Genomic DNA, 26,697 nt, shown 5'->3' on the forward strand with positions numbered 1-26,697 from the left:
ATACTCATGCAACCCGCCCGGAGTACCGCTTCATGCAACTGCTGGAAAGCTTGTTCAAGCTCAAGGAACACGGCACCACGGTGAGGACCGAAGTCATTGCCGGCTTCACCACCTTCCTGACCATGGCCTACATCATCCTGGTCAATCCGCTGATCCTGTCGAGCACCGGCATGGACCTCAACGCGGTGTTCGTCGCCACTTGCCTCGCCGCCGCGCTGGGCACCGCCATCATGGGCCTGGTGGCCAACTACCCGATCGCGCTGGCGCCGGGCATGGGCCTGAACGCCTACTTCACCTTCAGCGTGGTCAAGGGCATGGGCCTGTCATGGGAAACCGCGCTGGGCGCGGTGTTCATCTCCGGCCTGGTATTTCTGGCGGTCAGCCTGTTCAAGGTGCGCGAAGCCATCGTCAACGCGATACCGCAATCGCTGAAGTTCGCCATCTCCGCCGGGGTGGGGATGTTCCTGGCCATCATCGCGCTGAAGAACGCCGGCGTGATCGCCGCCCATCCGGCCACCTACCTGACGCTGGGCAACATCCACAGCCCCACCACCCTGCTGGCCATCTTCGGCTTCTTCCTGATCGTGGCGCTGGAATACCGCAAGGTGCCCGGCTCCATCATCATCGGTATCCTGGTGGTCACCGTGCTGTCGATCGCGCTTGGCCTGTCGCCGTTCAAGGGCGTGGTATCGCCGATCCCGAGCATGGCGCCGACCTTCATGCAGATGGACATCCAGGGCGCGCTGCATGCCGGCCTGATAGGCGTGATCTTCGTGTTCTTCTTCGTCGACCTATTCGACACCACCGGCACCCTGGTGGGCGTATCGCACCGCGCCGGCCTCTTGGACAAGGACGGCAAGCTGCCGCGCCTGAAGCGCGCGCTGATGGCGGATTCAATAGCCATCACCGCCGGCGCCATGATGGGCACCTCGTCCACCACCGCCTACGTGGAGTCCGCCGCCGGCACCGCGGTGGGCGGCCGCACCGGCCTCACCGCCGTGGTGGTGGCGCTGCTGTTCCTGGCCGCGCTGTGGTTGTCGCCGCTGGCCGCCACTGTGCCGGCCTACGCCACCGCGCCGGCGCTGTGCTATGTGGCGGTGCTGATGGCCCGGGGCCTGGCGGAAATCGAATGGAACGACCTAACCGAGTCCGCCCCGGCGGTGATGACGGCGCTGGCGATGCCGTTCACCTTCTCCATCGCCGACGGCATCGCCTTCGGCTTCATCAGCTACGCGGTGATCAAGATCCTGGCCGGCCGCTTCGCCGACCTGAAGCCGGCGGTGCTGGTGATCGCCGCCTTGTGGGTGTTCAAACTGGCTTTCTTCGCCTGAAAACTTGAGCACCGCCTGGCAAAAAGGCCTGCCGCCACAGCGGCGGGCCTTATTGTTGGCCGACGCCCATCGGCAAATATCGCAGTCTCTTGATTTCGAAGTACAATAGCGCCATGGAAAACCTCAGCAATCTCGACTACTCCAGCTACCTGAAGGGCTGGATTCGCACCGTGCCCAACTGGCCGCAACAAGGCGTGATGTTCCGCGACATCACCCCGTTGCTGCAAAACCCGAAAACCTTCCGCATGCTGATCGACATCTACGTCCATCGCTACATGATCGAGAAGGTGGATCTGGTGGCCGGCCTCGACGCGCGCGGCTTCATCATCGGTTCGGTTCTGGCCTACGAGCTGAACGTCGGCTTCGTTCCCATCCGCAAGAAGGGCAAGCTGCCCTTCACCACGGTTGAGGAAGAGTACGAGCTGGAGTACGGCAACGCCGCGGTGGAAATGCACACCGACGCCTGCAAGCCGGGCGACCGCGTGATCCTGATCGACGACCTGGTGGCCACCGGCGGCACCATGATGGCCGGCTACAAGCTGCTGAAGCGCATGGGCGCCGACGTGCTGGAGGCCGCCGCCATCATCGAACTGCCGGAGCTGGGCGGCGCCCAGCTGGTGCGCGACGGCGGCCTGGACCTGTTCACCGTCTGCAGCTACGAAGGCCATTGAGCCCCGTCTTGGCCGCATCGAAAAAGGAGCCTCCGGCTCCTTTTTTCATGGCCGAAAAAAAGCCCGGCGCAAGGCCGGGCAAGGGACACGGAGTCATACCGTATTTCAATCCTGAGCCAACGACACCTTAACCGCCTGGCCCTTGACCCTCACCTTCAGCGGCGCGCCCGGCATATTGATCCAGTCGCTGCTCACCTTGTTGGCCTGTCCTTCCACCTGGTAATCCAGCTTCGCCGTCTTGCCGGCGCTGAAATCCAGTTTCACCATCTGGCCATTGACCTCGACGCTCGCCGCCGGCTGCGCGCCCTGCAGCGCGAGGTCGGCCGTAACCGCCTGGCCGTCCAGCGCCACCAGCTTGCTAACGCCCTTGAAGTCCAGGTTCACCGCTTCGCCCTTCACCCTCAACTCGCCGACATTGCCTTTCACATCGCTCTTGACCGCATCGCCGGACAGATTTATCGCGCCGTAAGCGCCCTTCAGGTCGATGTGCACCGCCTGGCCGTGAATCCGCACCTTGTCGAACTGGCCGGATATATCGCCGTTCACCGCCTTCAGGTCTACATCCAGCTGCTTGCCCGGCTTGACGTTGCCGCGGATCACCAGCGCGCAGCGCTCGGCGGCCACCGCTCCCAGGTCGATCCGGAAAGTCAGCTCGCCCCCCTGCCGGGTGGTCAGCACCTTGCAACCGGTGTCGGACCAGTTGCGCTTCTCGAGGCTCAGCTTGTAAGGCTTGGCCGCGTCGGCGGTCAGCTCCAGCTTGGCGGCGTCGCCGCGGAAATTCAGCCGGTCTATACTGCCGGCCTCCTCGGCGCGGGCCGCGGCGCTGGCTGTCAGCAGCAGGCCGGCGGCGATCTTGGCTATGCTCATCAGGGTTCTCCTTGCCATGGTTTCAGTGCAGATACAGCCAGTAGCTGGCGGCATTGACGATGACCGCCGCGCTGATGGCCAGCGCCTGGATCGCCAGCTGGCCGCGGCTGTGGCGCAGGATGCGGCGGCGGGCGAAGGCGGCGGCGGCCAGTTGCCGGGTTTCGGTCAGAATGGCCAGCAGGCGATTTTCGCTGCCGCGGTCGGACACCGCGTCGCGGATATAGCCGCGGTAGTCGTTGAGGATCTTGCGCAGCTCGGCTTCCGGCAGTTCCACCAGAGTCAGTTGCAATTGCTGCAGGCAGGCATCGTTTTTCATGATCAACACTCCCATTGGATTGCAAAGTTTTGGTTCAGGCCGCGGCGTTTTCGCGGTCCTTGCCGGACACCAGTTCGATCTGATACTTCACATAGGACACCAGCACTCGCCAGGTCAGCCGGGTCAGCCACACGCAGAACACCAGTCCCAGCGCGCCGCTCAGCAACAAGCCCAAACCCACCACCAGCGCGCTCATTCCCACCGACAGGCCGGGCAAGGCGTCGATCTGAATGTGGTCGGTGCCATCTTTCAACGCGATCTTGCTTTCTGAAATTTCCAGCGCGCTGCCGCCATCGTTCAGCAAAATGCTGCTTTTCGGCCCATTGGCGGCAAGCTTAAGTGCGGTGCCGCCGGCCGAGGCGTCAAACTGCACCAAGCGGCTGTTGTCATCGACGCGGGCGGTGAACACATCCCCGCTGTCTTCACGCAAAGTCAGTTCGCGGATCGCGCGGCCATTGATGCTGACTTCGCCATCCTCAATCTGGGCAAGCTGGCGCACGGTCGGCTGGCTGGCATCGACCTTCAATTTCCCCTGCTGTTTGAACACCAGCAGCGAGTCGCCCCGCCGGGTCTTGAGTTCGAAACGGTCGCCATCGTCCGGGTTCAGCATCAAGCGGCCGTTATCAATCCAGACCTGCCCGGCGTGATCGTTCTTATCGCTGCTCAAGGCCATTTCCGCCCCATTGTCGCCATAGCGACCGATATAATCGCCATGGCGACCGATATACCAGCCGGAGCCGTCGCTGGTGAATTGCGGCCAGCCGAACAGGCTGTGGCTGCCCCAGCCCACCACCACCGCCAGCCCGGCCACCAGGAAGCTGAGCGAGACGATGTAGCCGACCGTCAGAAACAACAGGTAGGCCAGGAAAGGCAGGGCCAGGAAGAAATTGAGCACGCCCAGCCCGGCGATGGACACCATCACCCGCGACAGGTTGGCGAAGGAGCGGTGCTGCTCCCACTGCCGGTAGTGGCTTTGCGCCTTCAGTTCGCGCGCCAGTTTCTGCGGGCTGCCCAGCGCCGCCACCACCTCGGCCTCGTCGCGGCCGTCGGCCAGCGCGTCGTTGAAATACTCGTCGTAATCCGAGAGGATTTCGCGCACCATTTCCGGCTTCAGTCCGGACAGCGCCCGCTCCAGCTGCTGTAAAAAGTCTTTGCGCGTCATTGCAGTGTCCCTTCTGTCGATGCCGCCGGGTCATCCCGCAGCACGTTTTCCACTTCGGCCACAAACTCCTGCCACTCCTGGCGCATCGTCGCCAGCTCCAGCCGCCCAGCTTCGGTCAGCTTGTAATACTTGCGCGACGGCCCGGATGACGACTCAACCAGATAGGTGCTGACCCAGGATTCGTTCTGCAGCCTGCGCATCAACGGATAGATGGTGCCTTCGCTGATTTCCATTCCCTGCGACAGCTTGCTGACCAGCTCGTAGGCGTAGCTGTCGGCTTGGGCCAGCACCGCCAGTACGCACATGTCCAGCGTGCCCTTTTTCAATTGCGTCTTCATCTCTTAGCCTTCCTAATAGACTGGCAATACATGATACCTTGCATTGCAAGCAACATCGATGGACTGCTGCATCCGGATGTCTGACTGAACTGTATGACAAGATACCTTGTATAGCAAGGTATCTTTCATTGTGTAATGACAAAAGAATCCGGCTGAGGTTTTTCCGCTACAAGCGCTTGGCCGCAGCCTGCGTTGCAAAAGTCTGCCCAGCAACCATACTGCAGACATGCCCCTGTCCTCGCCAACGACATCAAATGGGAGAAATACGTCATGGCTCAATCCGCAAAACCATCCATCGCTCTGGTACTGGGAGGCGGCGCGCCCAACGCCACGCTGATGGCCGGTGCGCTGGTGGCGCTTACCGAAGCCGGCGTCAAGTTCGACATCATCTCCGCCTCCGGCGCCGGCGCCCTCGTCGGCCTGCTCTATGCCGTCCCCAAGCAGGGCGACGCCATCTCCGCGCTCGGCAAACTGGCAGATCTGGGCGTGTCCGACCCGATCTACAAGCTGTTCCCGGTCAACTACAAGGTGTTCAACAAGCCCGGCATGCTGGCGGACGCCTGGCGCGCGCTGCAGGCGCGCAACCCCGTTCTGCAGGCGATACAGCAGCAGGCCGACCAGGGGCCGGCACAGCGGCTGCTGGCCGACTGGACCTCGCTGCTGCTGGCCAGCTTCAGCCCCAGCAGCCTGAGCGGCGACAGCCAGGGCATGTGCGCGCACGTGCCCTTCATCGACCAGGTGGTCGACTTCGCCAAGCTGAAAGACATCCAGCCCCAGTTCTACCTCAACGCTTACAACATCACCCACGGCGCCATGCGCTGCTGGGACAAGCGCGAGATCAACCACGACCATTTCCTGGCCGCGCTGTCCTTCCCCTTCATCTACCCGCCCTATCGTCTGGAGGACGGCGACTACATCGAGGGCGCCGCCATCGACACCCTCAACTTCAAGCGCCTGTTCGAGCTGCATCCGCACATCGACTACACCGTGGTGTTCGACGTGCTCGGCAGCGACAGGCTGCTGCACCCGCCGCGCAATCTGTACGACGCCTGGGTGCAATCCATCATCGCTCCGCTCACCGCCATCGCCCGCGACGACCTCAGGCTGTTCGAAGCGCTGCATAACCGCGACGAGCGCGGCCAGCCGCGCACCGAGGTGCTGAAGATCAATTTCGACGCCCACATCGGCAAGGAAACCTCGCGCGAGGAACTGGACTGGTCATATTCCAACCTGTCGCGGCTGTATCAAGCCGGTTACCAGGCCGGCAAGGACGCTTGCCGGCAATACGCGCGCCAGCTGAGCATCAAGGCCTGATCGGCCCGGCCATCCCGATGGCCGGCCAGGCTGCGTAGTCGCAACGATTCAATCCGCCAACGCGACCGGTTAATCTGATACGGACGCGCGCGATTTCGGCGCGATTCCCAAGGCCCCCCACCGCAGTCAACTGCCAGATCACCGACGCCGCCGCCCAGGCCAGCAACGTCAAGGTGCTGGGCGAGGCCCCGGCCATGGCCGTCGTCGCCGTCAACCAGGCCATCGCCCACGCCAGCGGCATCCTGTGGGAAAGCGCCACCTCGTCCCAGCAGCAACCGGGCATGGCGGGCCAGGCCGCCGTCAACCAGGGCGTGACGCAAATCGACGACGCCGACTCCGACGCGGATGGCCAGGCGCGGGAGCCGGCGGAGCTGGAAACGCTGATCCGCCAGCTCAAATCCGGATAAGCCCTTTCGCGCCAGAGCAAGAAAAAAGGGCTGCCGTTTGGCAGCCCTGCGTTTTTACTGCGCCGTTTCCGGACGGATCAGTACCACTCTATGCCCGGCCGCGCGGTGGAGATCACCGTGCCGGCCTCGCCCTTGACGATGCGCTCGATATCCTCCAGCGCGCCGATCACCGCCTTCTTGCCGGCCAGGCGGGCAAACTCGCAGGCCGCCTCCACTTTGGGCCCCATCGAACCGGCGGCGAAACCCAGCTTGTCCATCTCGTCCGGGTGCGCGTGGCGGATTGCCTTGGCCTCCGGCGTGCCCCAGCCGACGAACACGCTCTTCACGTCGGTGGCGATCACGAAGTAATCGGCATCCACCTCGCGCGCCAACAGCGCCGAAGCCAGATCCTTGTCTATCACCGCCTCCACGCCCACCAGCCTGTCGCCCTGGTACATGGTGGGAATGCCGCCGCCGCCGGCCGCGATCACCACCACGCCTTTCTCGATCAGCCACTTGATCGGCCGCATCTCGAAAATGCGCTTCGGCTTCGGGCTCGGCACCACGCGGCGGAAGTATTCGCCATCTGCCTTCACTACCCAGCCCTTTTCCACCGCCAGCTTCTCGGCTTCGTCCTTGCCGTACACCGGGCCGACGAACTTGGTGGGATTCTTGAACGCCGGATCGTTAGGATCCACTTCGGTCTGGGTAAGGATGGTGGCGATCGGCACTTCGAAGGGCAGCACATTGCCCAGCTCCTGCTCCACCATGTAACCGATCATGCCCTCGGTCTGCGCGCCCAGCACATCCAGCGGATACGGCGTCACCTTGCCGTCCACATGGCGGGCGTAGGCGTCGTTCTGCAGGCCCAAGAGGCCCACTTGCGGCCCATTGCCGTGGCACATCACCAGGTTGTGGCCCAGCCGGGTGACCGCGGCCAGTTGTTCTGCGGCCACCTTGACGTTGGCGCGCTGGTTGTCGGCGGTCATGGCTTCGCCACGACGCTGCAGGGCATTGCCGCCCAAGGCTACGACGACTCGCATAATGTTTCCTTCTCTCGGTCTTTTCAACGACGCCGGCCAAGGGCTCCGGTCAGGAGGCCTTGGCCGGTCGGTGTGATATCGGGCCGGCTTGCGCCGGCTGCGGCATCGCGTCAGTCGCCCAGCGTCGCCACCAGGATGGCCTTGATGGTGTGCATGCGGTTTTCCGCCTGCTCGAAGGCGATGCAGGCCTCGGACTCGAACACGTCCTCGGTCACCTCGATGCCGTTGGCGAGTTCCGGATATTCCGCGGCGATTTCCTTGCCCACCTTGGTTTCACTGTTGTGGTAGGCCGGCAGGCAGTGCATGAACTTCACTTGCGGGTTGCCGGCGGCGGCCATCAGCGCGGCGTTGACCTGGTAGGGCTTCAACAGGCGGATGCGTTCGGCCCACACTTCGGCCGGCTCACCCATCGACACCCAGACGTCGGTGTGGATAAAGTCGGCGCCCTTGACCGCTTCCCTGGCGTCCTCGGTCAGGGTGATGCGCGCGCCGGTCTTGGCCGCGATCTCGCGGCACTCGGCCACCAGCTCGTCGGTCGGCCACAGGTGTTTCGGCGCGCCGATGCGCACGTCCATGCCCAGCTTGGCGCCGATCACCAGCAGCGAGTTGCCCATATTGTTGCGGGCGTCGCCCAGGTAGCTGTAGCTGATCCGCGAAATCGGCTTGTCGCTGTTCTCCCACATGGTCAGCACGTCGGCCAGCATCTGGGTCGGGTGCCATTCATCGGTCAGGCCGTTGTACACCGGCACGCCGGCAAACTTGGCCAGCTCGTTTTCCACCATGTCCTGATCGAAACCGCGGTATTCGATGGCGTCGTACATCCGGCCCAGCACGCGGGCGGTGTCCTTCATCGATTCCTTGATGCCGATCTGCGAGCCGGACGGCCCGAGGTAGGTGACGTTGGCGCCCTGGTCGAAGCAGGCCACTTCAAACGCGCAGCGGGTGCGGGTGGAGGTCTTTTCAAAGATCAGGGCGATATTCTTGCCCTTCAGGTGCTGCTGCTCGGTGCCGGAGTATTTGGCGCGCTTCAGGTCGCGAGCCAGGTCCAGCATGTAGCGGATCTCACGCGGGGTGAAGTCCAGCATTCTCAGGAAGTTGCGGTTGCGCAGATTGAAAGCCATGATATTGCTCCTGATTAGAGTCTGGGCAAGCCGGCCGCCGTTTCCGTGGAAACCGGCGGTCAACCTGTCTTGTGCAAACAAACGGTATTCGGTCTCTCCGGCCGGATGCCGACCGGAGAATGGATTGCCTTACAGCTTGATTTCGTCGCGAATGATCGGGCAGGTCATGCAGTGGCCGCCGCCGCGGCCGCGGCCAAGCTCGGATGCCGGAATCTCGATCACTTCCACGCCGTGCTCGCGCATCAGGCGGTTGGTATAGGTGTTGCGGTCGTAGGCCACCACCACGCGGCGGTCCAGCGCCACCACGTTGTTGCCGTCGTCCCACTGCTCGCGTTCGCGCTGGTAGGCGTCGCCGCCGGTCTGGATCACGCGGATTTCCTTCAAGCCCAGCGCCTGGCGCACGATCTCCACCAGCTTCACGCCCTCATGGCGCTCGAAGCGGATCTCGCCCTCGCGGTCGCCGGCGTACATGCTGGTGCAGACGATGTCGTCCACCACGTCCGGAAATACCGACAGCAGGTCGACGTCGAGAAAGCTGAACACGGTGTCCAGGTGCATCGCGGCGCGCGATTTCGGCATCTGGCAGGCGATCACCCGCTTGGCGCCGCCCTCGCGGCCCAGCACGCGCTTGGCCACCTGCACCACCGCCTGCGGGCTGGTGCGCTCGCCCATGCCGATCAGCACGGTGCCGTTGCCAATCGGCATCACGTCGCCGCCTTCCAGCGTCGCCGCGCCGTGGTCCTTGTCGCAGTCGCCCCACCAGATATTGGCCTTGCCGGCGAAGTAAGGGTGGAACTGGTAGATCGATTGCAACACCAGCGTTTCCTGGCGCCGCGCCGGCCAGTACATCGGGTTCAGCGTCACGCCTTCGTAGATCCAGCAAGACGGGTCGCGCTGGAACAGGCTGTTGGGAATCGGGGGGATCACGAATTCGGACTGGTCGAGATAGCCGCCGAACAGGCCTTTCGGGTCGAACGGCAGCTCGAACTTGGCGATGCCGCCAACCAGGTGCTCGGCCAGCTGCGACGATGGCATCTCGTTCAGCCAACCGCGCAGATCGTGCAGCATGCCGATGCCGACGTTGTCAGCCTTCACCTTGCGGTCCAGCACCCAGTTGCGGGCGGCCTTGTCGTCCAGAACCTTGGCCAGCGCCTCGTGCACCTCGATCACTTCGATGCCGCGGGCGCGCATCTGTTCAACCATATAAGCATGGTCCCTCTGCGCGCGCTCCACCCAGATCACATCGTCGAACAGCAGGTCGTGGCAGTTGTCGGGGGTCAGGCGCTTGTGAGCGAGGCCGGGACGGCACACCATCACGGTTCGCAGCTTGCCGCACTCTGAATGAACACCGAACTTGGTCATAACGATACTCCTTGAGTCTTGTTTGACTTCAGGGGCGAGCCATCCGCCCCCGCGACTGGATTTCGAAATTCTTGCTTACAGGCTGATATGGCCAACGGCCAGCTGCCAGGTGGCGATCACGCCCAACACCACCACCGCCGCGGCCAATACCGCCTCGATCAGGTTGAACGGTTTCTCGCCGCGTTCCTTCTTGGCCCACAGGTAGAACAGCAGGCCCGGCGCGTACAGGATCATCGACAGGAACAGATACTTGGGTCCGGCGGCGTAGATCAGCCATCCGCCGTATACCGTGGCCAGCGCGGCGGTCCAGAATTCCTTGGCGGCGCTTTCGCCCTGGGCGTAGCCTTCGCCGCGCCTGGCGACCAACAGCGAATAGCCGGCGCACAACAGGTAGGGAATCAGGATCATCGAGGTGGCCAGCGACAGCAGCGCCAGGTAGCCGGCCGAACTGAACAGGGTGATGACCAGGAACAGCTGGATCAGGCCGTTGGTCAGCCACAGCGAGGCGGCCGGGGTGTCGTTGCCATTGACGGTGCCGAACACCTTGGGCATCACGCCGTCCTTGCCGGCGAGGTAAGGCGCTTCGGCCGCCAGCAGCGTCCAGGCCAACAGCGCGCCGCCGACCGAGATCACCAGACCAGCGTTCATCAGATTGGCGCCGAAGGTGCCGAAGGCCTTCTGCAGCACGTAGGCGGTGGACGGGTTCTTCAATGCGGCCAGCTCGGGCTGGGTCATCACGCCCAGCGACAGCACCGATACCGCCACCAGCAAGGCGATGGTCAGCAGGAAACCGATCACTGTGGCTTTGCCCACGTCCTTCATGCTGTCGGCGCGGCCGGAGAACATCGACGCGCCCTCGATGCCGATGAACACCCACACCGTCACCAGCATGGTGCTTTTCACCTGATCGACGATGGAACCCAGCTTGGCGTTGCCCCAAAAATCCAGATTGAAGGTATCCACCTTGAAAGCGAACACGATCAGCAGGATGAACAGCGCCAGCGGCACCAGCTTGGCGATGGTGGTGATGGTGTTGATGAAGGCCGCGCCGTGCACGCCGCGCAGCACCAGAAAGTGCAGGCACCACAGCAGCACCGAGGCGCAGACGATGGCGGTGGGGGTGTTGCCGTCGCCGAAGGCCGGAATCCAGAAGGCCAGCGCCGAGAACATCACCACAAAGTAGGACACATTGCCGATCCAGGCGGAAATCCAGTAGCCCCAGGCCGAGTTGAAACCCATGTAGTCGCCGAAACCGGCCTTGGCGTAGCCGTAGACGCCGCCCGACACTTCAGGCTTGCGCGAGGCCAGCATCTGGAACACGAAGGCCAGCGCCAGCATGCCGACAAAGGTGATGGCCCAGCCTATCAGGATGGCGCCGGCGCCGGCGCCGGCAGCCATGTTTTGCGGCAGCGAGAAGATGCCGCCGCCTATCATCGAGCCGACGACCAGCGCTGTCAGCGCGCCCAGTTTAAGCCTGGGCGAGGCGCTTTCGGCGATACCGGCTTGACTTGCAGTTTCTGTGGACATTTTCGTTCTCCGATCTGAGATGTAAACCGAGCATTCGTGTTTATTATTAAATTCTTATCATCTGAAATAATGGTATACCCGGCAAAAGCAGGGTTTCCAGACGTGTCATCTGTTCAGTTGACTTACATCAAGCGGACTTGGCAGGCTACCCGCCGACCTCTGCAGATGCGACCTGGGCTTGCGACAAGGCGTCATGCCCGTCGATGCCCTGACAAAACGTCATCGCCGGATACCGCGGCAAAATTCAGCATAGGCGGGAAGCATCGAAACAGAAGCCGGCATCGCGGATGCCATGACCTCGGACAAAAAATACAGAATTTCCAGCTGTATTCCGGTGCGGATAAGCGGGGACGCAAGCGCCTATAGGACAATGGCAAGTCAAAACGCCGAGCTGAAATTCTTTTGCCATCATTAAACAGACCCCGGGCCCGCAGGGAAAGTTCAGCCATTCACGATGCCAGACATGGCAAAAAAAAGCGGATACGGCCCACCGCCGTACCCGCCAACACACACATCAAGAGGAAATGCCAAAACTGCAGGAGTACAAAACCTTACTTGCCGGGTTTGTTGATGTTCTTGAAAATCACCCACAACGCGCCCAGCACCACCAGCATGGTCACGACGATAGTCAGCAGGCTCAAGCGGCCCACGTCGTCAGACATCAACAGGGTCAACAATTCCATGATTCCTCCTTCCGGCCCGCGGCCTCGACATCCTTAGCTGACGACATAATAGCCATTATTCTGACATGGAAATTGACCCACATCAAACCGCCGCCCGACGCGAATTGATGCAGAACAAATAAAAAGCCCCCGGCACGAGCCGGGGGCTTTCTGTATGCAAATCAGCAATTTATCTGTCTACTTTCCACTCTTCATGTCCTTGGACAGGAAAAAGGCATCGGAAAAGAACTCGTCTTCCGGCAAAGCGCGCTCGCGGGTGAAGCTGCCATGCGCCGCCTCCACCATCACCGGCGCGCCGCAGGCGTACACCTGATAGCCGGACAGGTCGGCGAAATCCTCCAGCACCGCCTGATGCACGAAGCCCGCGCGGCCGTTCCAGTTGTCTTCCGGCAGCGCCTCGGACAGTACCGGAATGAAGGTGATATGCGGGTGAGCGGCCTGCCAGCTCTCGGCCAGGTCGGCCATGTAAAGGTCGGCCTTGCTGCGCGCGCCCCAGTAGAACACCATCTGGCGCTGGATGCCGTGGTGGATCGCATGCTCGATGATGCCCTTGACCGGCGCGAAGCCGGTGCCGCTGGCGATGAGGACGATGGGCTTGTCCGAATCCTCGCGCAGGAAGAAGGAACCCAGCGGGCCCTTGAAGCGCATGATCTCGCGCTCCTTCATCTGGCTGAACACATAGTCGGAGAACGAGCCGCCCGGCTGGTGGCGGATGTGCAATTCGAGGAAGGCGTCGTCGTGCGGCGCATTGGCGATGGAGAAGCTACGCTTCTTGCCATCCTTCATCAGGATGTCGATATACTGGCCGGCGCGGAACTGCAGGCGCTCGGACACCGGCAGCTTGAGCTTCAGCACCGCTACGTCATGAATCTTTTCCATCTTTTCCACGCGGCACGGCAGCGTCTTGATCTGGATGTCGCCCATGCCGGTGAGTTCGCGCACCTCGATGCTGATGTCGCCCTGCGGCCTGGCGCAACAGAACAAGGCCAGGCCCTGCGCCTGTTCGCTGGCCGACAACGCCTTCTCCTGGAAGCCGTCCTGGCTGACCTCTCCCTCCACTACCTTGCCTTTGCAGGCGCCGCAAGCGCCGTCGCGGCAGCCATAAGGCAGGCCCACGCCCTGGCGCAGAGCGGCCTCAAGAATGGTTTCGTGCGCTTCCACACCGAATGTATGCCCGCTGGGGAGCACCTTCACCTGGCAAGTCATGTCGTATCTCAATCCCGAATTCTGGCTAAAATGCACACCATGCGTACTTTACTGATAATCGGCGCCGGCGATGTCGCCCGCCGCGCCCTGCCCGCCTTGCTGGGCCGCTGGCGAGTCCTGGCCCTATGCCGCAGCGCGGTGGCGGCCGAAGCATGGAGAGGCCTCGGCGTCCAGCCCATTCCCGGCGATCTCGACCATCGCGACAGCCTGACGCGGCTGGCCGGCATCGCCGATGCGCTGCTGCTGTGCGCGCCGCCGCCGCTGTCCGGCGCGAAAGACCCAAGGATGCGCAAGTTGTTGTACGCGCTGGCAAAAGGCGACAGCATACCACAGCAGTTTGTCTATATCAGCACCAGTGGCGTCTACGGCAATGCAAACGGCATTGTGCTGGATGAAACTGCGGCGCTGCGGCCACAAAGCGAACGGGCCTGCCGCCGCGCCGACGCGGAAAGCCAGTTGCGCCGCTTTGTCCGCCGCCATCGCGGCGCGCTGACGATACTGCGCGCGCCCGGCATCTACGCCGACGAAAGGCTGCCGCTGGCGCGCTTCGCCAACGGCTCGCCGCTGATAGTTGATGACGAGGACAGCTACAGCAACCATATCCACGCCGACGATCTGGCCCGCCTGTGCGTGGCCGCGCTGCGCCGCCGCCAGGGCATCCGCGTCTACAACGCCTGCGACGATCTGCCGCTGCCGGTCAGCAAATGGTACCGGCAACTGGGCGCGGCGCTGGGCCTTGCCTGCCCGCCGCAACTGCCGCGCAGCGAAGTCCAGGCCAGGGTTTCGCCGCAGCAATGGTCGTTCCTGGCCGAGTCGCGCCGGCTGGACAACAGCCGGATCAAGCGCGAACTGGGCACGCCGCTGCGCTGGCCCACCGTGCTGGACTATCTGGCGGAGCTGTCTCGGGATGAGCCGCGCAAGGCGGCAATACTCGCAAGCCGCGCCAAGATTCGGTAACATCGCGTTTTTTTTGAGTTTTCAGCAGGCCAGCAAAATGGAAAATCCGGCTTTTCAACGCGCGATCAGAAGCTTCGTACTGCGTCAGGGCCACCTGTCGCCCGGTCAACAGCGTGCCATGGACGAAGGCATGCCGCGCTGGGGCATCGAATACCGCCCCGAACAGCTAGACCTGGAGCAAGCCTTTGGCCGCAGCGCGCCCAAGATCCTGGAGATCGGCTTCGGCATGGGCGGCGCCACCGCCGAAATCGCCGCCGCCAATCCGGAACAGGACTACCTGGGCATCGAGGTGCACGCCCCCGGCGTCGGCAACCTGTGCAAGCTGATCGCGGAAAAAGAGCTCTCCAACCTGCGCCTGATCCGCCACGACGCGGTGGAAGTATTGGACAATATGCTGGCGGACGGCAGCCTGGACGGCGTGCATATCTTCTTCCCCGATCCCTGGCACAAGAAACGCCACAACAAGCGCCGCCTGATCCAGGCGCCGCTGGTGGCCAAGCTGGTGCAGAAGCTGAAGCCGGGCGGCTATATCCACGCCGCCACCGACTGGGAGGACTACGCGCTGCAAATCATGGAAGTGTTCAGCGGCAACGCCGGCCTGGCCAACAGCGCCGACGGCTACGCGCCGCGCCCGGACTACCGCCCGCTGACCAAGTTCGAGGCCCGCGGCATCAAGCTGGGCCACGGCGTGTGGGACCTGATCTTCCGCCGCAAATAAGCTTGCGCCGCCTACAGCCCGCCCTAAGCGGGCTGTCTCATTTACGCCTCAGCGCGCCAGCAGCGCACGGACATCGTCCACCAGCTCGTACGGCTCCACCGCCGGCTCGTAGCGCTTCACCACCCGGCCGCGCGCGTCGATCAGGAACTTGGTGAAATTCCACTTCACCGGATGCGGATGCTCCGACCCCGCCTGGGTCAGCCAGCGCCACAGCGGATCGGCGCCGTCGCCGTTGACTTCCAGCTTGGCCATCACGGGAAAGCTGACGCCGAAGCGACCCTGGCAGAACGCCAGAATCTCGTCGGCGCTGCCCGGCTCCTGGCCGCCAAACTGATTGCAGGGAAAACCCAGCACGGAAAAACCCTGGCCGGCGAAAAAGTCCTGCAGCTCCTGCAAGCCTGCATACTGCTTGGTATAGCCGCACTCGCTGGCGGTGTTGACCACCAACAGCACCTGGCCGGCAAAATCGGACAAGGACCGCGCCGCGCCGCCGGCGGTGCGCACGGTAAAATCGTAGAGCGTGGTCATCGCAACCTCCGTCCCGTATAATGCCGCAGCCCGGAGTGGCAACCGCCTGCGACTCTCTGAAATCCAACGCCTGCGCATGCGGCGTCGCCGCCGAGCCCAGACTGTCACCGCCGGAGGTTCATATCCATGCTGTTCAACCCCAGCCGCCAGGACGCGCGCCGATTCTTTTTCGACACCTGGAGCAAGTCCAAATCCAGTCAGCCCTTGTCCGACCTGGAACAGGTGGTCCTAACCATTCTTATAGACCACCCGGAGTATCATCCCATCCTGGAAAATCCGGAAACTTTCCTGGGACAGGAATGGACGCCGGACATGGGGGAGAGCAATCCCTTCCTGCACCTGGGCCTGCATGTCGCCATCGCCGAGCAGCGCTCGATAGACCAGCCCTTCGGCATCCGCGCGCTGTACGCGCAACTGGCCTTGCGCCACGGCGACGAGCACCGCGCCCAGCACGAGATCATGGAATGCCTGGGCGAAATGATCTGGCATGCCCAACGCTACGGCGGCGGCCCCGACGTCAACCGCTACATTTCCTGTGTGCGCGGCAAGCTGGGCCTGGGCGAGGAAGAGCAGCCGCGGATCAATCCCAACGATATTCCGGACTGAACCCTGCCGCCGACAGGCAAAAAAAACCGTGGCGGGAAACCGGCAACGGCGCAACAAGCGGGGCAGCTCAAGCCGGCGATGGCCGACCGAGCCTTTCCAACATAGCCAGATACTAAACAAATTTCAAATTCTTATTAAATAAATCAAATAAAATAGACAGCGTCATGAACGGAAAAAGCCGGCTATCCCGTAGGAAACAGCCGGCTTTTATCAATAAAAGCGACTTCTGCTTTTAGCAAACCATTTATACCAACCGATTCAGCGCCTCATCCCGGACAAAGGCTTCGATATTCTCCACCAGTTGCGCCGCCAGCCTGCGCATCGCTTCAGCGCTGGCCCAGCCCACATGCGGCGTGACGATCAGATTGGGCAGCCTGGCCTTGAGCAGCGGATTGTCGGGCGCAGGCGGCTCGCTGCTGAGCACATCGAAACCGGCTCCGCCCAGCTGGCCGTACTTCAGCGCCGCCACCAGATCGGCCTCGTCCACCAGGCCGCCGCGCGCGGTATTGATCAGGATGGCGCCGGGCTTCATCGCCATCAGCTCCGCCTGGGCGATCAGGCCTCGGGTGGAATCGGTCAGCGGGCAATGCAGCGACAGCACATCGGCGCGCGCCAACACCTGATCGAACGGCAGATAGCCCGCCCGCGCCGTCGCCTCGCCCTTGCGCCCGGCAAACACCACCTCCATGCCGAACGCCGTGGCCATCTGCGCCAGCTGCTGACCGATGCCGCCGCCGCCGACAATGCCCAGCACCGCGCCGCGCATCTCGCGGATGGGCGCGCCGAAGTGGCAGAACCGCTTGGCCTGGCTCCACACGCCGGCCGCCACGTCGCGCTGGTAGGCCGGCAGGTTTTTCATCAGCGCCAGCATCAGCGTCAGCGCGTGCTCCGCCACCGTGTGGTCACCATAGTGGCGGACATTGCACACCGCCACCCCCTGCTCGCGGCAGGCGTCCAGGTCGACATGGTTGTAGCCGGTGGCGGCGATGGCCACCAGCCTCAGGTCTGGCAACCGCGCCAGCGCGGCGCGGTCCAGCGGCACCTTGTTGCTGATCAGCACCTCGGCGCCGGCGGCATGCTCCGGTATCTGTTCGATGGCGGTGGCCGGATATTCGCGGTAGCGGACGGGAAAGCTGAAAACGGGAACCGGGACAGGCAGGCTGTCCCGGTCGAGGAATACGACGCTATGAGTCATTGCTTGGAGGTCATCGCTCGAAGGTGATCAAATCCCGATAGGCATGCCAGCTGGACAACGCCAGCACCGGCATGATGATGATCAGGCCCAGGTAATAGGTGGCGAAGCCCACCACCGTCATCGCCACAATGATAACGGCCCACAACCCCATCGTCAGCACATTGCGGTACACCGCCTGCACGCTGGCTATCATCGCAGTGATGGTGTCCACCTCCTTGTCCAGCAGCAGCGGAATGGATACCACGCTGATCGAGAACACCAGTTGGGCGAATAGGAAGCCGACGGCGAAATAGGCGACCAGGAACAGCAGATTGTCCGGCGTGAAGGCGTCGACGACGATCTCGTTCAGATTGGGCAGCGCCGCGGTATCGTAGAACAGCGCGAACATCAGCAAGGACACGCGGAACCAACCGAACACCAGCACCGCCAGCAGCACCGCGTACAAGCTGAAGCCCGGCATGTTGACGCGCCAGGCCGCCATGCTGTGCAGCAGTTTCACCCGGCCGTGGCCGTCGAAGGCCTCCATCTGCTTGGCGATGTCGTAGATGCCGATGGCGAGGAAGGGGCCGGCCAGCAGGAAGATGGTAGCGAAGGTGATCACCAGCTCCGGCGCCTGTTCGGCGTAAACCCCCAGCAGATAGCCCATCAGCACGAAGACCGCGCCATAGAACAGGCAGTCGGCGGGCGCCTTCTGGAAGTCGCGGAACCCCCTCTTCAACCACACAAACGGCTGCTGGAACGCCACCCGGCGCGCGACCGGGCGGACTGGCGGGACTTCATGTTGAGTGACATCCATGGCACACCCCTTGCATCGCGTGGAAAGGCAGAGACCTGGCGCTCTGAATTTCGTTATATGCCACACCGGGGAAAACACAAAGCGGCCGCCGGGCTGCTACAATCGCGCGGTCAAACCCCAAGCAAGCGAAAGGAAACGCCATGAGCGAACTGATCATTGAAGAACTGGTTGTCGGCGAAGGCGCCGAGGCGGTGGCCGGCCAGGAAGTCACCGTGCACTACACCGGCTGGCTGACCAACGGCACCAAGTTCGATTCCAGCAAGGACCGCATGCAGCCGTTCAGCTTCCCGCTGGCCGCCGGCCATGTGATCAAGGGCTGGGACCAGGGCGTGCAGGGCATGAAAGTCGGCGGCAAGCGCAAGCTGACCATCCCGGCCGAACTGGGCTACGGCGCGCGCGGCGCCGGCGGCGTGATTCCCCCCAACGCCACTCTGGTGTTCGAAGTGGAGCTGCTGCAGGTAGGCTGATCCCATCCGCAGCGCCCGTAAAAAAAGGCCATCTCGCGATGGCCTTTTTCCATTGTCCGGCGCGCTTATTTCTTGGCGCAGGCCATGCGGCGGCGCCTGAGCCAAACCAGGCCGACCGCCAGCAGCAGCAAGGCCACCACGGCGAGAATGCCGGCTTGGCCGCGGTGCACCATGGTCATCAGCCATTCGCGGTTGGCCGCGCCGTAATAGCCGAGATACACCCACACCGGCACCGAGATCAGCGCGGCGAAGCCGTCCATCAGCAAGAAGCGCCAGTAGGGCACGCGCCGGGTCATCCCGGCGGTGATGAAGATCGGGGAGCGCAGCCCCGGCAGGAAGCGGGCGACGAACAGCACCCAGTTGCCGTACTTGGCGAACTTCTCCTGCACCGCCTCGAAACGTTCTTGGGTGAGGATGCGGGCGATCGGGCGGAATGTCAGCACCTTGTTGCCGAAAGTGCGGCCGGCCATGAACATGATGCCGTCGCCCACCAGCACGCCGGCCATGCCCACCAGGAACATGTAGTGCACATTGGTGTAGCCCAGGCCGGAGATCACGCCGCCCGCCACCAGAGTAATGTCCTCGGGAATCGGCACGCCGAAACCGCAAACCAGCAACACCGCAAATACAGCCAGGTAGCCATAGCCGGTGAAAAAATCGAGAAGTATCTGCAGTGTATCCATTATTGTTCCGTCTGCCGGCAATCAAGTCATAGCGACAAGGCGGACGGCAGTTCGGCAAAAGTCCAAGAACGGGGGTGTATAATAGCACACCTCTTGTTCACACTTTCTTGACATGACACGCCCTATCCGGCTGGAGATCGATCTCTCCGCCATCCGCCATAATTTCCAGTTTACCCGCCAGCACGCGCAAGCCCGCCGCCTATTCGCCGTGATCAAGGCCAACGCCTACGGCCACGGGGTATTGGACACTGCAAAGGCGTTGGCCGATCTGGCCGACGGTTTTGCCCTGCTCAATATCGAAGACGCCGTCGCGCTGCGCGAAGCCGGCATCCAGCACCCCATCGCCCTGCTGGAGGGCCCGTTCGACGCGGCCGAAGCCGCCGCGATGGCCGAATACCGGCTGAGCGGCGCCGTCCACTCACTAGAACAGATGGACTGGCTGGCCAAAGGTTCCGCCAGGGGCGCCGTCGAGGTCTGGCTCAAGGTCAACAGCGGCATGAACCGGCTGGGTTTCCCGCCGGCGCAGCTGAACGAGATCCAGGCCCGGCTGCGGACAATGCCGCAGCTGCGGCTCTCCACCATCATGACCCACTTCTCCAGCGCCGACGACGACTATGGCGTGGACGAACAGTGGCGCCGCTTCGCGCCGCTGGCGCAGGCCAGCGGATTGGAGACCAGCGCCGCCAACTCCGCGGCGCTGCTGCGCCATCCGCATACCCATGGCGACATCGGACGTCCCGGCATCATCCTGTACGGTGCCTCGCCGTTTGACTCCGCCACCGGAACGGAACTGGGCCTGCGGCCAGCGATGACGCTGTCCGCCGACATCATCGCCGTCCAAACGCTGCAAAGCGGCGACGCGGTCGGCTACGGCCGCCGCTTCATCGCCGGGCAGGCGATGCGCATCGGCATCGTCGCCTGCGGCTACGCCGACGGCTATCCGCGCATCGCCGCCAACGGCACCCCGGTCGCAGTGGACGGCCAAGCCAGCGGCACGGTGGGACGGATTTCGATGGATATGCTGGCGGTGGATCTGAGCCATCTGCCGCAGGCCGGCGTCGGCAGCCGGGTGGAACTGTGGGGAGCCCAGGTACCGATAGAACAGGTTGCCGCAGCCGCCGGCACCATCAGCTATGAACTGATGTGCGCGGTGGCGACGCGGGTGCCGCGCGTGCTGCGCGGCTGAAGCACGCCGCCAGCAGCAGCCCCGCCAGCGCCCCGCTGGCATGGGCCGACCACAACACCGCCTGGCCGCCAGCCCACGTCTGCGGCCAGACCCACTGCCAGCCCAGCCGCGACAACAACAGCAACGCCAGCAGCCATCCCGAACCGTCGCGCCGCCACTGCCAGGCCAAAGCCGCCCACCAGCCGTACAGCACGCCGGATGCGCCCAGAAACGGTCCGGCGTGCGGCAAGGCCAGCTGGACCAGCGCGATCGGACATGGCAACAACAAGGCCAGCCAGCACAACAGCCGCGCATGGCCGGGGCCGCCCAGCCAGGCCAATAGCAACAGGCCGGCGCTGTTGAACAGCGCGTGGCGCCAGTCCGCGTGCACCCAGCTGCCGCTCCAGCAGCGCCACCATTCATCAGCGGCCAGCGCCGGATCGAAGCGCCAGCGCCGCGCCGCCTCCCCCACCGGCAGACACAAGGGCAGCAGCGCCGGCAGCAGGCTGGGCTGGAGCCTCATTGCCTGCAGCGGCGCCAGGCCAGCAGACCGGCCAGCCCGAGCAGGCTCAGAACCTGCGGGTCCCCCGCCGCGATGCTGCCGGACGAGGGCGCCGGACTGGACGGCGAAGACGGCGCCGGTTGATCCTGCTGCCGCGACGCATCCGTCCCCGCCTTCAAGTCGACAAACAGCGGATCGTGGTCAGACGAGCGGTAGGCGTCGGCGGCATAGTAGTTCTGCTGCTGCACCAGCGATTTGAACTCGCTGCCGTATTCCAGCGCCGTCGGCTCGTCGGCATTGATGTGCCACTCGCCCGCCTGGCTCACCCACTGGCCCAGCGCGGCGTCGGCCAGCGCGTGGTCCAGATTGCCGGACTCGCCGCCATAGACATAGGAGTAGGCGTCGGACTGGAAGCGCGCCAGCTGATTAGCCAGGCCGCTCTCCTCTAGGGTGCGGATCGGATCCTCCTTGGCGTAGGCGTTCATATCGCCCATAACCAGCAGGCCGGACTGTGGATTCTGCCCGCGCGCCTGCGCCCATTGGAGCAGATCGCGCGCCGCCTGCACCCGGGTGAGGTTGCAGTTGCCCTGGCCATCGCCCAGATCGGCATCGACCACCCCGTCCACCTGCGTGTCCGCACAACTGCTGCCCTTGGATTTCAGATGGTTGACCGCCAGCGTCAGCCGCCGGCCGTCGCCGAGCGCGAAGGTCTGCGCCAGCATCGGTCGGTTGCGCGCCGGGTTGCCTACCGCCACCACTTGCGCCGCGCCCTGCGGGCTCAGCCGCGCCGGACGGTACAACATGCCGGTGCTGATGGCGTCGTTGCCTATCTTCGCCACTCCCGGATCGACGAAACGGTACTGTTTTTCCGCCGGCAGGCCATCGTTCAGGGCGCCCGCCAGTTCCTGGATCGCCGACTGCGGGCCGAAGCCGTCATTCTCGATCTCCATCAATCCCAGCGCATCGGCGTCCAGCTGGCGGATGGCGCTGACGATCTTGGCCTTCTGCCGCAGGAAATCGGCGCGGGTCTTCGCTCCGCGCTCGGTGGGAAAACCGCCGCCCAGGCCGTCGCCGTTGAAGAAGTTGAGCACGTTGAAGCTGGCCACCCGCAACTGGCCGGCCTGGCGCGCCGGCGCCGCCGGCCGTGGATTGGCCCCTCCACCTGCGGCGCGCCCAAGGGCTGCAAGCGGTAGCTGCCATTGCCGAACGACACCACCGCGCGCAAACCCCGCAGCTTGTCGCCCGCCCGTAAAGTGCGGCTAGCCGACAGGCCGCCAGGGCCGGGCAGCCAGGCATCCATGTTCTGCTGGGTCTGGCCGTCATCCAGGATCAGCCGATCGCGGCGGTTCGCCGCTTGCAGCGCCTTCGCTTCCGCGCTGCCGGGCCGGTACAGCTGGGTGGCGGTCCACTGCCGCGGCTGGCTGGAGAGGGCAAGCTCGCCATAGCGGCCATAGTGGTAGCTGTCGGCCACGTACAGCGGCTGCTCGAACGCCACAGCCATGCCGGCCAGCGCCTCCAGCTGGGCAGGGTCGCCGCTCAGCGGCATGCTCAAGGCCGCAAGGCGGAGTTCGCCCTGCGCGCCGCAGGACTGCACATCGGCGGCGCTGGTCGGCTGCAGCTGGGTTTCGCTATAGGCATCGCCCTTGCGGGAAAACTCCAACACCTTGCCGCGCACGCTGACCAGATCGCCGCTCTTCAGCGCCGGCAATGCCAGCTTGCCGGTATAGACGTAAATGCCTTCCGAGGTAGCCGGGTCCGCATCCTGGGTCTCTGGCGGCTCCTGCATGAAAAAGCCGACCGGACCGTCCTTGCCGTAGAGCAGGCTGCTGACCACGCCCTGCGCGGCAACCATCTGACCCTGCAAGGGGCTGGCCGCCGCGCGGCCCTGAATCTGATGGATGCGCTGCGTCGCGCCGATGGAGCAGAAGGCGCCTGCCGGCAGGCTAGCCATCGCCGACAGCGCCGCCAGACCAAGCCGGATCGGCATGATTGTGAGCATTGTCTTCATTTTTATTTGTCATCCTGAGTGAAGGAGCGGCAATTCTAGCTGCCGCCCAATGACATTGGGATTTAACCTGACCAAAAATGAAGGTTTTTACAAAAAAATGCCAACCCGGACAGGTTGGCATCTTGTTGCTGGCTTGCGGTGCAATCGGATCAGGCGACCTGTTCGATCGCCTGCGCGATGGTCCGCGCCCAGGTATCCGCCAGCGACTTGTCGTCGGCCTCCACCATCACCCGCACCACCGGCTCGGTGCCGGATGGCCGCAACACCACGCGGCCGCGGCCCTGCAGAGCCGTCTCGGCTTGCGCCAACGGCTCAGCGGCGGCGCGTTTCCAGTCGCAACCGTTGTGGCGCACATTGATCAGCGTCTGCGGGAAAGGCTGCCAATCGCCGCAGGCTTCCGCCATCGTCATGCCCAGTTGTTTCAAACTGGCCAGCACCTGCAGGCTGGAGATGATGCCGTCGCCGGTGCTGTGCTTGTCCAGGCACAGGATGTGGCCGGAAGCCTCGCCGCCCACCTGCCAGCCGTCGGCGTGCAGCATTTCCAGCACATAGCGGTCGCCGACCTTGGCGCGGCCAAACGGTACACCCTGCTTGCCCAGCGCCAGCTCCATCGCCAGATTGGTCATCACCGTGCCGACCACGCCGCCCTTCAGTTCGCCGCGCGCGGCGCGGGCCTTGGCGATGATGTAGATCAGCTGGTCGCCGTCGTAGACGCTGCCGGCGGCATCCACCATGATCAGGCGGTCGCCGTCGCCGTCCAACGCGATGCCGAAGTCGGCATGGTGCTCCACCACTGCCGCTTGCAGGGTCTTGGGATAGGTGGCGCCCACCTTGTCGTTGATGTTGTAGCCACTGGGCTCGCAACCTATCTCCACCAGTTCGGCGCCCAGTTCATGGAATACCTTGGGCGCGATGTGATAGGTGGCGCCGTTGGCGCAATCCACCACCAGCTTCAGGCCCTTCAGGCTCAGCTCGTTGGGAAAGGTGCTCTTGCAGAACTCGATGTAGCGCTCGGCGGCGCCGTCGATGCGGCGGGCGCGGCCCAGCTCCAGCGAAACGTTGGTTGCCATCGGCTGCTCCAGCATCGCCTCGATCTCCAGCTCCAGCGCATCGTCCAACTTGTTGCCGCCTTCGGCGAAGAACTTGATGCCGTTATCCTGGAAAGGATTGTGCGAGGCGGAAATCACCACCCCGGCCTCCAGTCGCAACGCGCGGGTCAGGTAGGCGATGCCGGGCGTCGGCAACGGGCCGGTCAGCAGCACGTTGACGCCGGCGGCGGTGAAACCGGCCTGCAGCGCCGCCTCCAGCATATAGCCGGAAATGCGGGTATCCTTGCCGATCAGCACGGTGGGACGACTGTCCTGGTCGTGGTTGACCAGCACGCGGCCGGCGGCATAGCCCAGCTTCATCACGAATTCCGGCGTGATCGGAAACTTGCCGACCTCGCCACGCACCCCGTCGGTGCCAAAGTATTTACGACTCATCAGTATTCTCTATCGTCGATTAAATGCCGGATTGCGATGGCAGCGCCGGTCAAGACAGCCGCTATTCTGCCATCAGCTCAGTGGCTAAAACCAGTTTCAGATCAAGATTCCCGCAACGCCTGCCACAGCTGCAGCGCCTGGCGCGTGGCCTTGACGTCGTGCACCCGGATGACCGCCGCGCCGCGCCTGGCCGATTCCAGCGCGGCAGCCACGCTGGCGCCCAGTCGCTCCGCGGGAATCTCCTCGCCGGTGACCGCTCCCAGCATCGATTTTCGCGACAGGCCCACCAGTTGCGGCACGCCGACCACGCGCTCTATCTCGTCCAGCCGCTTGAGCAAGGCCAGATTGTGCGCCAGCGTCTTGCCGAAGCCGAAGCCCGGGTCCACCAACAGCCGCTGGCGGGCGATGCCGGCGTCCAGGCACAGCCGAACCCGGCGCTGCAGATAGTCCGCCACCTCCGCCACCACGTCCTGGTAGACCGGCCTATCCTGCATGGTGTCCGGATTGCCCTGCTTGTGCATCAGGCAGATCGCCGCCCGGCTGCCGGCAACCAGCGGCAGCGCACCTTCGTCCTCCAGCGCCGACACGTCGTTGACCAGATCCACCGCGCCAAGCCGAAGCGCCTCGCGCATCACGCTGCTGCGGCGGGTATCCAGCGAGATCGGCGCACCGATGTCGCGCAGCTTGTCCAGCACCGGCAGCACCCGCTGCAGCTCCTCTTCCGGGCTGACGAAAGCCGCGCCGGGGCGGGTGGACTCGCCGCCGATGTCGAGGATGTCCGCCCCTTCCGCCAGCATCGCCTCGGCGCGCAGCAAGGCGTCGTCGACGCGGTTGAAGCGGCCGCCGTCGGAGAAGGAGTCCGGCGTGACGTTGAGGATGCCCATCACCAGCGGACGGGACAGATCGAGCGTGAAACGCCCGCACAGCAAAGTCTTCATGCAACAACTCTTTAGATTCGACCGACAACCATCGGCTTCGGGTTAAACATCGCCCCGACTACTGCGGCGCCCCTCAGGCCAAGCCATCCACAGATGCAAAAACCGGACAAGCCCAAGAAGGCTTGCCCGGTTCGGATGCCGAGCGGGATCAGACTTCCTGGGCCGGATCGGAAGTCGCCTCGACCGGAGCCATCGGCTCAGCCGGTTTTTCATCCGGTTTGGCGGCGAAGCTGCTGCCCGGTTTGGGCGGACGCGGCGGCTTGCCTTCCATGATGTCGTTGATCTGATCGGCGTCTATGGTTTCCAGCTCCAGCAGCGCGGCGGTCATCGCCTCCACCTTGTCGCGGTTCTCTTCCAGCAGGCGCCGCGCCAGCGCGTACTGCTCGTCGATGATGCGGCGGATTTCCTGGTCCACCTGCTGCAGCGTGGCTTCGGACAGGTTCTTGTGGGTGGTGATGGAGCGGCCGAGGAACACTTCGCCCTCGTTCTCGCCGTATACCATCGGGCCGAGCTTGTCCGACATGCCGTAGCGGGTGACCATGTCGCGAGCCATTTGCGTGGCGCGCTCGAAGTCGTTGGAGGCGCCGGTGGTCATCTGGTTCATGAACAGCTCTTCGGCGATGCGGCCGCCGAACAGGATGGCCAGACGGTCCATCAGATAGCCACGGTCGTAGGCGAAGCGGTCCTGCTCCGGCAGCTGCATGGTCACGCCCAGCGCGCGACCGCGCGGGATGATGGTGACCTTGTGCACCGGGTCGGACTTCGGCAGCAGCTTGGCGACGACGGCATGGCCGGACTCGTGGTAAGCGGTGTTGCGCTTTTCTTCCTCGGTCATCACCATGCTGCGGCGCTCGGCACCCATCATGATCTTGTCCTTGGCCGACTCCAGGTCCTCCATGTCCACCAGACGCTTGTTGCGGCGGGCGGCGAACAGCGCGGCCTCGTTGATCAGGTTGGCCAGGTCGGCGCCGGAGAAGCCCGGCGTGCCGCGCGCGATCACCTCGGCGTTGACGTCGGCGGCGATCGGCACCTTGCGCATGTGCACGTTCAGGATCTGCTCGCGGCCGCGGATGTCCGGCAGCGGCACCACCACCTGACGGTCGAAACGACCCGGGCGTTGCAGCGCCGGGTCCAGCACGTCCGGACGGTTGGTGGCGGCGATGACGATCACGGTGGAATTGGTGTCGAAACCGTCCATTTCCACCAGCAGCTGGTTCAGCGTCTGCTCGCGCTCGTCGTTGCCGCCGCCGAGGCCGGCGCCGCGCTGGCGGCCGACCGCGTCGATTTCGTCGATGAAGATGATGCACGGCGAGTTCTTCTTCG

The 26,697-nt window shown here is 63.9% G+C and carries 28 protein-coding genes; 9 read left to right on the forward strand and 19 right to left on the reverse strand.

The features are described from left to right. Positions 1-32: 32 nt before the first annotated feature. Together BI344_RS11935 and BI344_RS11940 are read left to right on the forward strand one after the other, a co-directional pair. The gene (locus tag BI344_RS11935; RefSeq protein WP_071113169.1) at positions 33-1,331 is read left to right on the forward strand and encodes an NCS2 family permease; all 1,299 of its coding nucleotides are present in this window, start codon (positions 33-35) and stop codon (positions 1,329-1,331) included. 113 nt (positions 1,332-1,444) lie between these two features. Beyond that, entirely contained in the window at positions 1,445-2,002 is a 558-nt protein-coding gene (locus BI344_RS11940) for an adenine phosphoribosyltransferase (protein WP_071113196.1), read from the forward strand. Between the two features lie 105 nt (positions 2,003-2,107). On the opposite strand, the gene BI344_RS11945 is transcribed toward BI344_RS11940, so the two are convergent. The 4 genes from BI344_RS11945 to BI344_RS11960 are packed head-to-tail and all read right to left on the reverse strand — an operon-like array spanning position 2,108 to position 4,685. Beyond that, on the reverse strand, positions 2,108-2,869 hold the full coding sequence (locus tag BI344_RS11945; RefSeq protein ID WP_071113170.1) for a hypothetical protein: 762 nt from the start codon (positions 2,867-2,869) through the stop codon (positions 2,108-2,110). Positions 2,870-2,891: 22 nt separating this feature from the next. Next, complete coding sequence (locus tag BI344_RS11950) at positions 2,892-3,185, reverse strand: DUF1700 domain-containing protein (protein ID WP_139166979.1); 294 nt, start codon at positions 3,183-3,185, stop codon at positions 2,892-2,894. Between the two features lie 34 nt (positions 3,186-3,219). Next, the gene (locus BI344_RS11955) at positions 3,220-4,347 is read right to left on the reverse strand and encodes a DUF1700 domain-containing protein (RefSeq protein WP_071113172.1); all 1,128 of its coding nucleotides are present in this window, start codon (positions 4,345-4,347) and stop codon (positions 3,220-3,222) included. Further along, positions 4,344-4,685 carry a PadR family transcriptional regulator gene (locus tag BI344_RS11960; protein WP_071113173.1) on the reverse strand — a complete coding sequence of 114 codons (342 nt, stop codon included), beginning with the start codon at positions 4,683-4,685 and terminating at the stop codon, positions 4,344-4,346. The genes BI344_RS11955 and BI344_RS11960 overlap by 4 nt, the downstream gene beginning before the upstream one ends. A 270-nt stretch (positions 4,686-4,955) precedes the next feature. Between BI344_RS11960 and BI344_RS11965 the strand changes: the two genes are divergently transcribed. Both BI344_RS11965 and BI344_RS11970 read left to right on the forward strand, forming a co-directional pair. After that, a complete protein-coding gene (locus BI344_RS11965) occupies positions 4,956-5,999 on the forward strand; it encodes a patatin-like phospholipase family protein (RefSeq protein ID WP_071113174.1) in 1,044 nt (347 codons plus the stop codon). Positions 6,000-6,136: 137 nt separating this feature from the next. After that, positions 6,137-6,406 carry a RebB family R body protein gene (locus BI344_RS11970; protein WP_277620444.1) on the forward strand — a complete coding sequence of 90 codons (270 nt, stop codon included), beginning with the start codon at positions 6,137-6,139 and terminating at the stop codon, positions 6,404-6,406. A 77-nt stretch (positions 6,407-6,483) separates the two neighbouring features. Here BI344_RS11970 and arcC read toward each other — a convergent pair whose 3' ends face one another. The 6 genes from arcC to BI344_RS11995 all read right to left on the reverse strand — a co-directional run bounded on the left by arcC (position 6,484) and on the right by BI344_RS11995 (position 13,327). Then, positions 6,484-7,428, reverse strand: a complete 945-nt coding sequence (gene arcC, locus BI344_RS11975) for a carbamate kinase (RefSeq protein WP_071113176.1) — start codon at positions 7,426-7,428, stop codon at positions 6,484-6,486. Between the two features lie 110 nt (positions 7,429-7,538). Then, the gene (locus BI344_RS11980) at positions 7,539-8,549 is read right to left on the reverse strand and encodes an ornithine carbamoyltransferase (RefSeq protein WP_071113177.1); all 1,011 of its coding nucleotides are present in this window, start codon (positions 8,547-8,549) and stop codon (positions 7,539-7,541) included. Positions 8,550-8,678: 129 nt separating this feature from the next. After that, positions 8,679-9,911 carry an arginine deiminase gene (locus BI344_RS11985; protein WP_071113178.1) on the reverse strand — a complete coding sequence of 411 codons (1,233 nt, stop codon included), beginning with the start codon at positions 9,909-9,911 and terminating at the stop codon, positions 8,679-8,681. A 75-nt stretch (positions 9,912-9,986) separates the two neighbouring features. Further along, positions 9,987-11,438: an arginine-ornithine antiporter gene (gene arcD / locus BI344_RS11990; RefSeq protein WP_071113179.1), complete on the reverse strand. Its 1,452-nt coding sequence runs from the start codon at positions 11,436-11,438 to the stop codon at positions 9,987-9,989. A gap of 551 nt (positions 11,439-11,989) precedes the next feature. Beyond that, positions 11,990-12,121 carry a DUF3149 domain-containing protein gene (locus tag BI344_RS22960; RefSeq protein ID WP_083338704.1) on the reverse strand — a complete coding sequence of 44 codons (132 nt, stop codon included), beginning with the start codon at positions 12,119-12,121 and terminating at the stop codon, positions 11,990-11,992. A 177-nt stretch (positions 12,122-12,298) separates the two neighbouring features. Then, on the reverse strand, positions 12,299-13,327 hold the full coding sequence (locus BI344_RS11995) for a CDP-6-deoxy-delta-3,4-glucoseen reductase (RefSeq protein WP_071113180.1): 1,029 nt from the start codon (positions 13,325-13,327) through the stop codon (positions 12,299-12,301). A 39-nt stretch (positions 13,328-13,366) separates the two neighbouring features. Between BI344_RS11995 and BI344_RS12000 the strand changes: the two genes are divergently transcribed. After that, on the forward strand, positions 13,367-14,284 hold the full coding sequence (locus BI344_RS12000; protein ID WP_071113197.1) for an SDR family oxidoreductase: 918 nt from the start codon (positions 13,367-13,369) through the stop codon (positions 14,282-14,284). 37 nt (positions 14,285-14,321) lie between these two features. Continuing rightward, positions 14,322-15,002, forward strand: a complete 681-nt coding sequence (trmB, locus tag BI344_RS12005) for a tRNA (guanosine(46)-N7)-methyltransferase TrmB (RefSeq protein WP_071113181.1) — start codon at positions 14,322-14,324, stop codon at positions 15,000-15,002. Positions 15,003-15,050: 48 nt separating this feature from the next. Here trmB and BI344_RS12010 read toward each other — a convergent pair whose 3' ends face one another. Beyond that, positions 15,051-15,530 carry a glutathione peroxidase gene (locus tag BI344_RS12010; protein ID WP_071113182.1) on the reverse strand — a complete coding sequence of 160 codons (480 nt, stop codon included), beginning with the start codon at positions 15,528-15,530 and terminating at the stop codon, positions 15,051-15,053. A 126-nt stretch (positions 15,531-15,656) separates the two neighbouring features. Here BI344_RS12010 and BI344_RS12015 point away from each other — a divergent pair, with 126 nt between their 5' ends. Continuing rightward, complete coding sequence (locus BI344_RS12015) at positions 15,657-16,136, forward strand: DUF1841 family protein (protein WP_204378003.1); 480 nt, start codon at positions 15,657-15,659, stop codon at positions 16,134-16,136. Positions 16,137-16,380: 244 nt separating this feature from the next. Here BI344_RS12015 and BI344_RS12020 read toward each other — a convergent pair whose 3' ends face one another. Both BI344_RS12020 and BI344_RS12025 read right to left on the reverse strand, forming a co-directional pair. After that, the gene (locus BI344_RS12020) at positions 16,381-17,331 is read right to left on the reverse strand and encodes a D-2-hydroxyacid dehydrogenase (RefSeq protein WP_071113183.1); all 951 of its coding nucleotides are present in this window, start codon (positions 17,329-17,331) and stop codon (positions 16,381-16,383) included. A gap of 10 nt (positions 17,332-17,341) precedes the next feature. Continuing rightward, positions 17,342-18,127, reverse strand: coding sequence for a DUF2189 domain-containing protein (locus BI344_RS12025; RefSeq protein ID WP_071113184.1), 786 nt, complete (start codon positions 18,125-18,127; stop codon positions 17,342-17,344). A gap of 140 nt (positions 18,128-18,267) precedes the next feature. On the opposite strand from BI344_RS12025, the gene BI344_RS12030 reads away from it, so the two are divergent. Next, complete coding sequence (locus tag BI344_RS12030) at positions 18,268-18,594, forward strand: FKBP-type peptidyl-prolyl cis-trans isomerase (protein WP_071113185.1); 327 nt, start codon at positions 18,268-18,270, stop codon at positions 18,592-18,594. Positions 18,595-18,659: 65 nt separating this feature from the next. On the opposite strand, the gene BI344_RS12035 is transcribed toward BI344_RS12030, so the two are convergent. Beyond that, positions 18,660-19,277 (reverse strand): DedA family protein, encoded by a 618-nt coding sequence (locus BI344_RS12035; protein ID WP_071113186.1) that lies wholly within the window; start codon positions 19,275-19,277, stop codon positions 18,660-18,662. Between the two features lie 112 nt (positions 19,278-19,389). Between BI344_RS12035 and alr the strand changes: the two genes are divergently transcribed. After that, on the forward strand, positions 19,390-20,463 hold the full coding sequence (gene alr, locus BI344_RS12040) for an alanine racemase (protein ID WP_071113187.1): 1,074 nt from the start codon (positions 19,390-19,392) through the stop codon (positions 20,461-20,463). Here alr and BI344_RS12045 read toward each other — a convergent pair. From BI344_RS12045 to BI344_RS12065, 5 genes are all read right to left on the reverse strand, one after another. Further along, positions 20,405-20,965: a rhomboid family intramembrane serine protease gene (locus tag BI344_RS12045; RefSeq protein ID WP_071113188.1), complete on the reverse strand. Its 561-nt coding sequence runs from the start codon at positions 20,963-20,965 to the stop codon at positions 20,405-20,407. The genes alr and BI344_RS12045 overlap by 59 nt on opposite strands. Continuing rightward, on the reverse strand, positions 20,962-22,050 hold the full coding sequence (locus BI344_RS12050; protein ID WP_241499325.1) for an ExeM/NucH family extracellular endonuclease: 1,089 nt from the start codon (positions 22,048-22,050) through the stop codon (positions 20,962-20,964). The genes BI344_RS12045 and BI344_RS12050 overlap by 4 nt, the downstream gene beginning before the upstream one ends. Positions 22,051-23,101: 1,051 nt before the next feature. Then, entirely contained in the window at positions 23,102-24,436 is a 1,335-nt protein-coding gene (gene glmM / locus BI344_RS12055) for a phosphoglucosamine mutase (protein ID WP_071113190.1), read from the reverse strand. A gap of 101 nt (positions 24,437-24,537) precedes the next feature. Further along, the gene (folP, locus tag BI344_RS12060; RefSeq protein ID WP_071113191.1) at positions 24,538-25,374 is read right to left on the reverse strand and encodes a dihydropteroate synthase; all 837 of its coding nucleotides are present in this window, start codon (positions 25,372-25,374) and stop codon (positions 24,538-24,540) included. Between the two features lie 148 nt (positions 25,375-25,522). Then, positions 25,523-26,697, reverse strand: a 1,175-nt coding sequence (locus BI344_RS12065; protein WP_139166982.1) for an ATP-dependent metallopeptidase FtsH/Yme1/Tma family protein, incomplete at its 5' end; no start/stop codon positions are given.

The sequence above is a fragment of the Chromobacterium sphagni genome (assembly GCF_001855555.1).
In the GTDB taxonomy this organism is placed as follows: domain Bacteria; phylum Pseudomonadota; class Gammaproteobacteria; order Burkholderiales; family Chromobacteriaceae; genus Chromobacterium; species Chromobacterium sphagni.

Excerpts from the sequence above, each read along its gene's own strand:
- BI344_RS11935 (WP_071113169.1), top strand. The coding sequence starts at position 33 with ATGCAACTGCTGGAAAGCTTGTTCAAGCTCAAGGAACACGGCACCACG.
- BI344_RS11940 (WP_071113196.1), top strand. The coding sequence starts at position 1,445 with ATGGAAAACCTCAGCAATCTCGACTACTCCAGCTACCTGAAGGGCTGG.
- BI344_RS11945 (WP_071113170.1), bottom strand. The coding sequence starts at position 2,869 with ATGAGCATAGCCAAGATCGCCGCCGGCCTGCTGCTGACAGCCAGCGCC.
- BI344_RS11950 (WP_139166979.1), bottom strand. The coding sequence starts at position 3,185 with ATGAAAAACGATGCCTGCCTGCAGCAATTGCAACTGACTCTGGTGGAA.
- BI344_RS11955 (WP_071113172.1), bottom strand. The coding sequence starts at position 4,347 with ATGACGCGCAAAGACTTTTTACAGCAGCTGGAGCGGGCGCTGTCCGGA.
- BI344_RS11960 (WP_071113173.1), bottom strand. The coding sequence starts at position 4,685 with ATGAAGACGCAATTGAAAAAGGGCACGCTGGACATGTGCGTACTGGCG.
- BI344_RS11965 (WP_071113174.1), top strand. The coding sequence starts at position 4,956 with ATGGCTCAATCCGCAAAACCATCCATCGCTCTGGTACTGGGAGGCGGC.
- arcC (WP_071113176.1), bottom strand. The coding sequence starts at position 7,428 with ATGCGAGTCGTCGTAGCCTTGGGCGGCAATGCCCTGCAGCGTCGTGGC.
- BI344_RS11980 (WP_071113177.1), bottom strand. The coding sequence starts at position 8,549 with ATGGCTTTCAATCTGCGCAACCGCAACTTCCTGAGAATGCTGGACTTC.
- BI344_RS11985 (WP_071113178.1), bottom strand. The coding sequence starts at position 9,911 with ATGACCAAGTTCGGTGTTCATTCAGAGTGCGGCAAGCTGCGAACCGTG.
- arcD (WP_071113179.1), bottom strand. The coding sequence starts at position 11,438 with ATGTCCACAGAAACTGCAAGTCAAGCCGGTATCGCCGAAAGCGCCTCG.
- BI344_RS22960 (WP_083338704.1), bottom strand. The coding sequence starts at position 12,121 with ATGGAATTGTTGACCCTGTTGATGTCTGACGACGTGGGCCGCTTGAGC.
- BI344_RS11995 (WP_071113180.1), bottom strand. The coding sequence starts at position 13,327 with ATGACTTGCCAGGTGAAGGTGCTCCCCAGCGGGCATACATTCGGTGTG.
- BI344_RS12000 (WP_071113197.1), top strand. The coding sequence starts at position 13,367 with ATGCGTACTTTACTGATAATCGGCGCCGGCGATGTCGCCCGCCGCGCC.
- trmB (WP_071113181.1), top strand. The coding sequence starts at position 14,322 with ATGGAAAATCCGGCTTTTCAACGCGCGATCAGAAGCTTCGTACTGCGT.
- BI344_RS12010 (WP_071113182.1), bottom strand. The coding sequence starts at position 15,530 with ATGACCACGCTCTACGATTTTACCGTGCGCACCGCCGGCGGCGCGGCG.
- BI344_RS12015 (WP_204378003.1), top strand. The coding sequence starts at position 15,657 with ATGCTGTTCAACCCCAGCCGCCAGGACGCGCGCCGATTCTTTTTCGAC.
- BI344_RS12020 (WP_071113183.1), bottom strand. The coding sequence starts at position 17,331 with ATGACTCATAGCGTCGTATTCCTCGACCGGGACAGCCTGCCTGTCCCG.
- BI344_RS12025 (WP_071113184.1), bottom strand. The coding sequence starts at position 18,127 with ATGGATGTCACTCAACATGAAGTCCCGCCAGTCCGCCCGGTCGCGCGC.
- BI344_RS12030 (WP_071113185.1), top strand. The coding sequence starts at position 18,268 with ATGAGCGAACTGATCATTGAAGAACTGGTTGTCGGCGAAGGCGCCGAG.
- BI344_RS12035 (WP_071113186.1), bottom strand. The coding sequence starts at position 19,277 with ATGGATACACTGCAGATACTTCTCGATTTTTTCACCGGCTATGGCTAC.
- alr (WP_071113187.1), top strand. The coding sequence starts at position 19,390 with ATGACACGCCCTATCCGGCTGGAGATCGATCTCTCCGCCATCCGCCAT.
- BI344_RS12045 (WP_071113188.1), bottom strand. The coding sequence starts at position 20,965 with ATGAGGCTCCAGCCCAGCCTGCTGCCGGCGCTGCTGCCCTTGTGTCTG.
- glmM (WP_071113190.1), bottom strand. The coding sequence starts at position 24,436 with ATGAGTCGTAAATACTTTGGCACCGACGGGGTGCGTGGCGAGGTCGGC.
- folP (WP_071113191.1), bottom strand. The coding sequence starts at position 25,374 with ATGAAGACTTTGCTGTGCGGGCGTTTCACGCTCGATCTGTCCCGTCCG.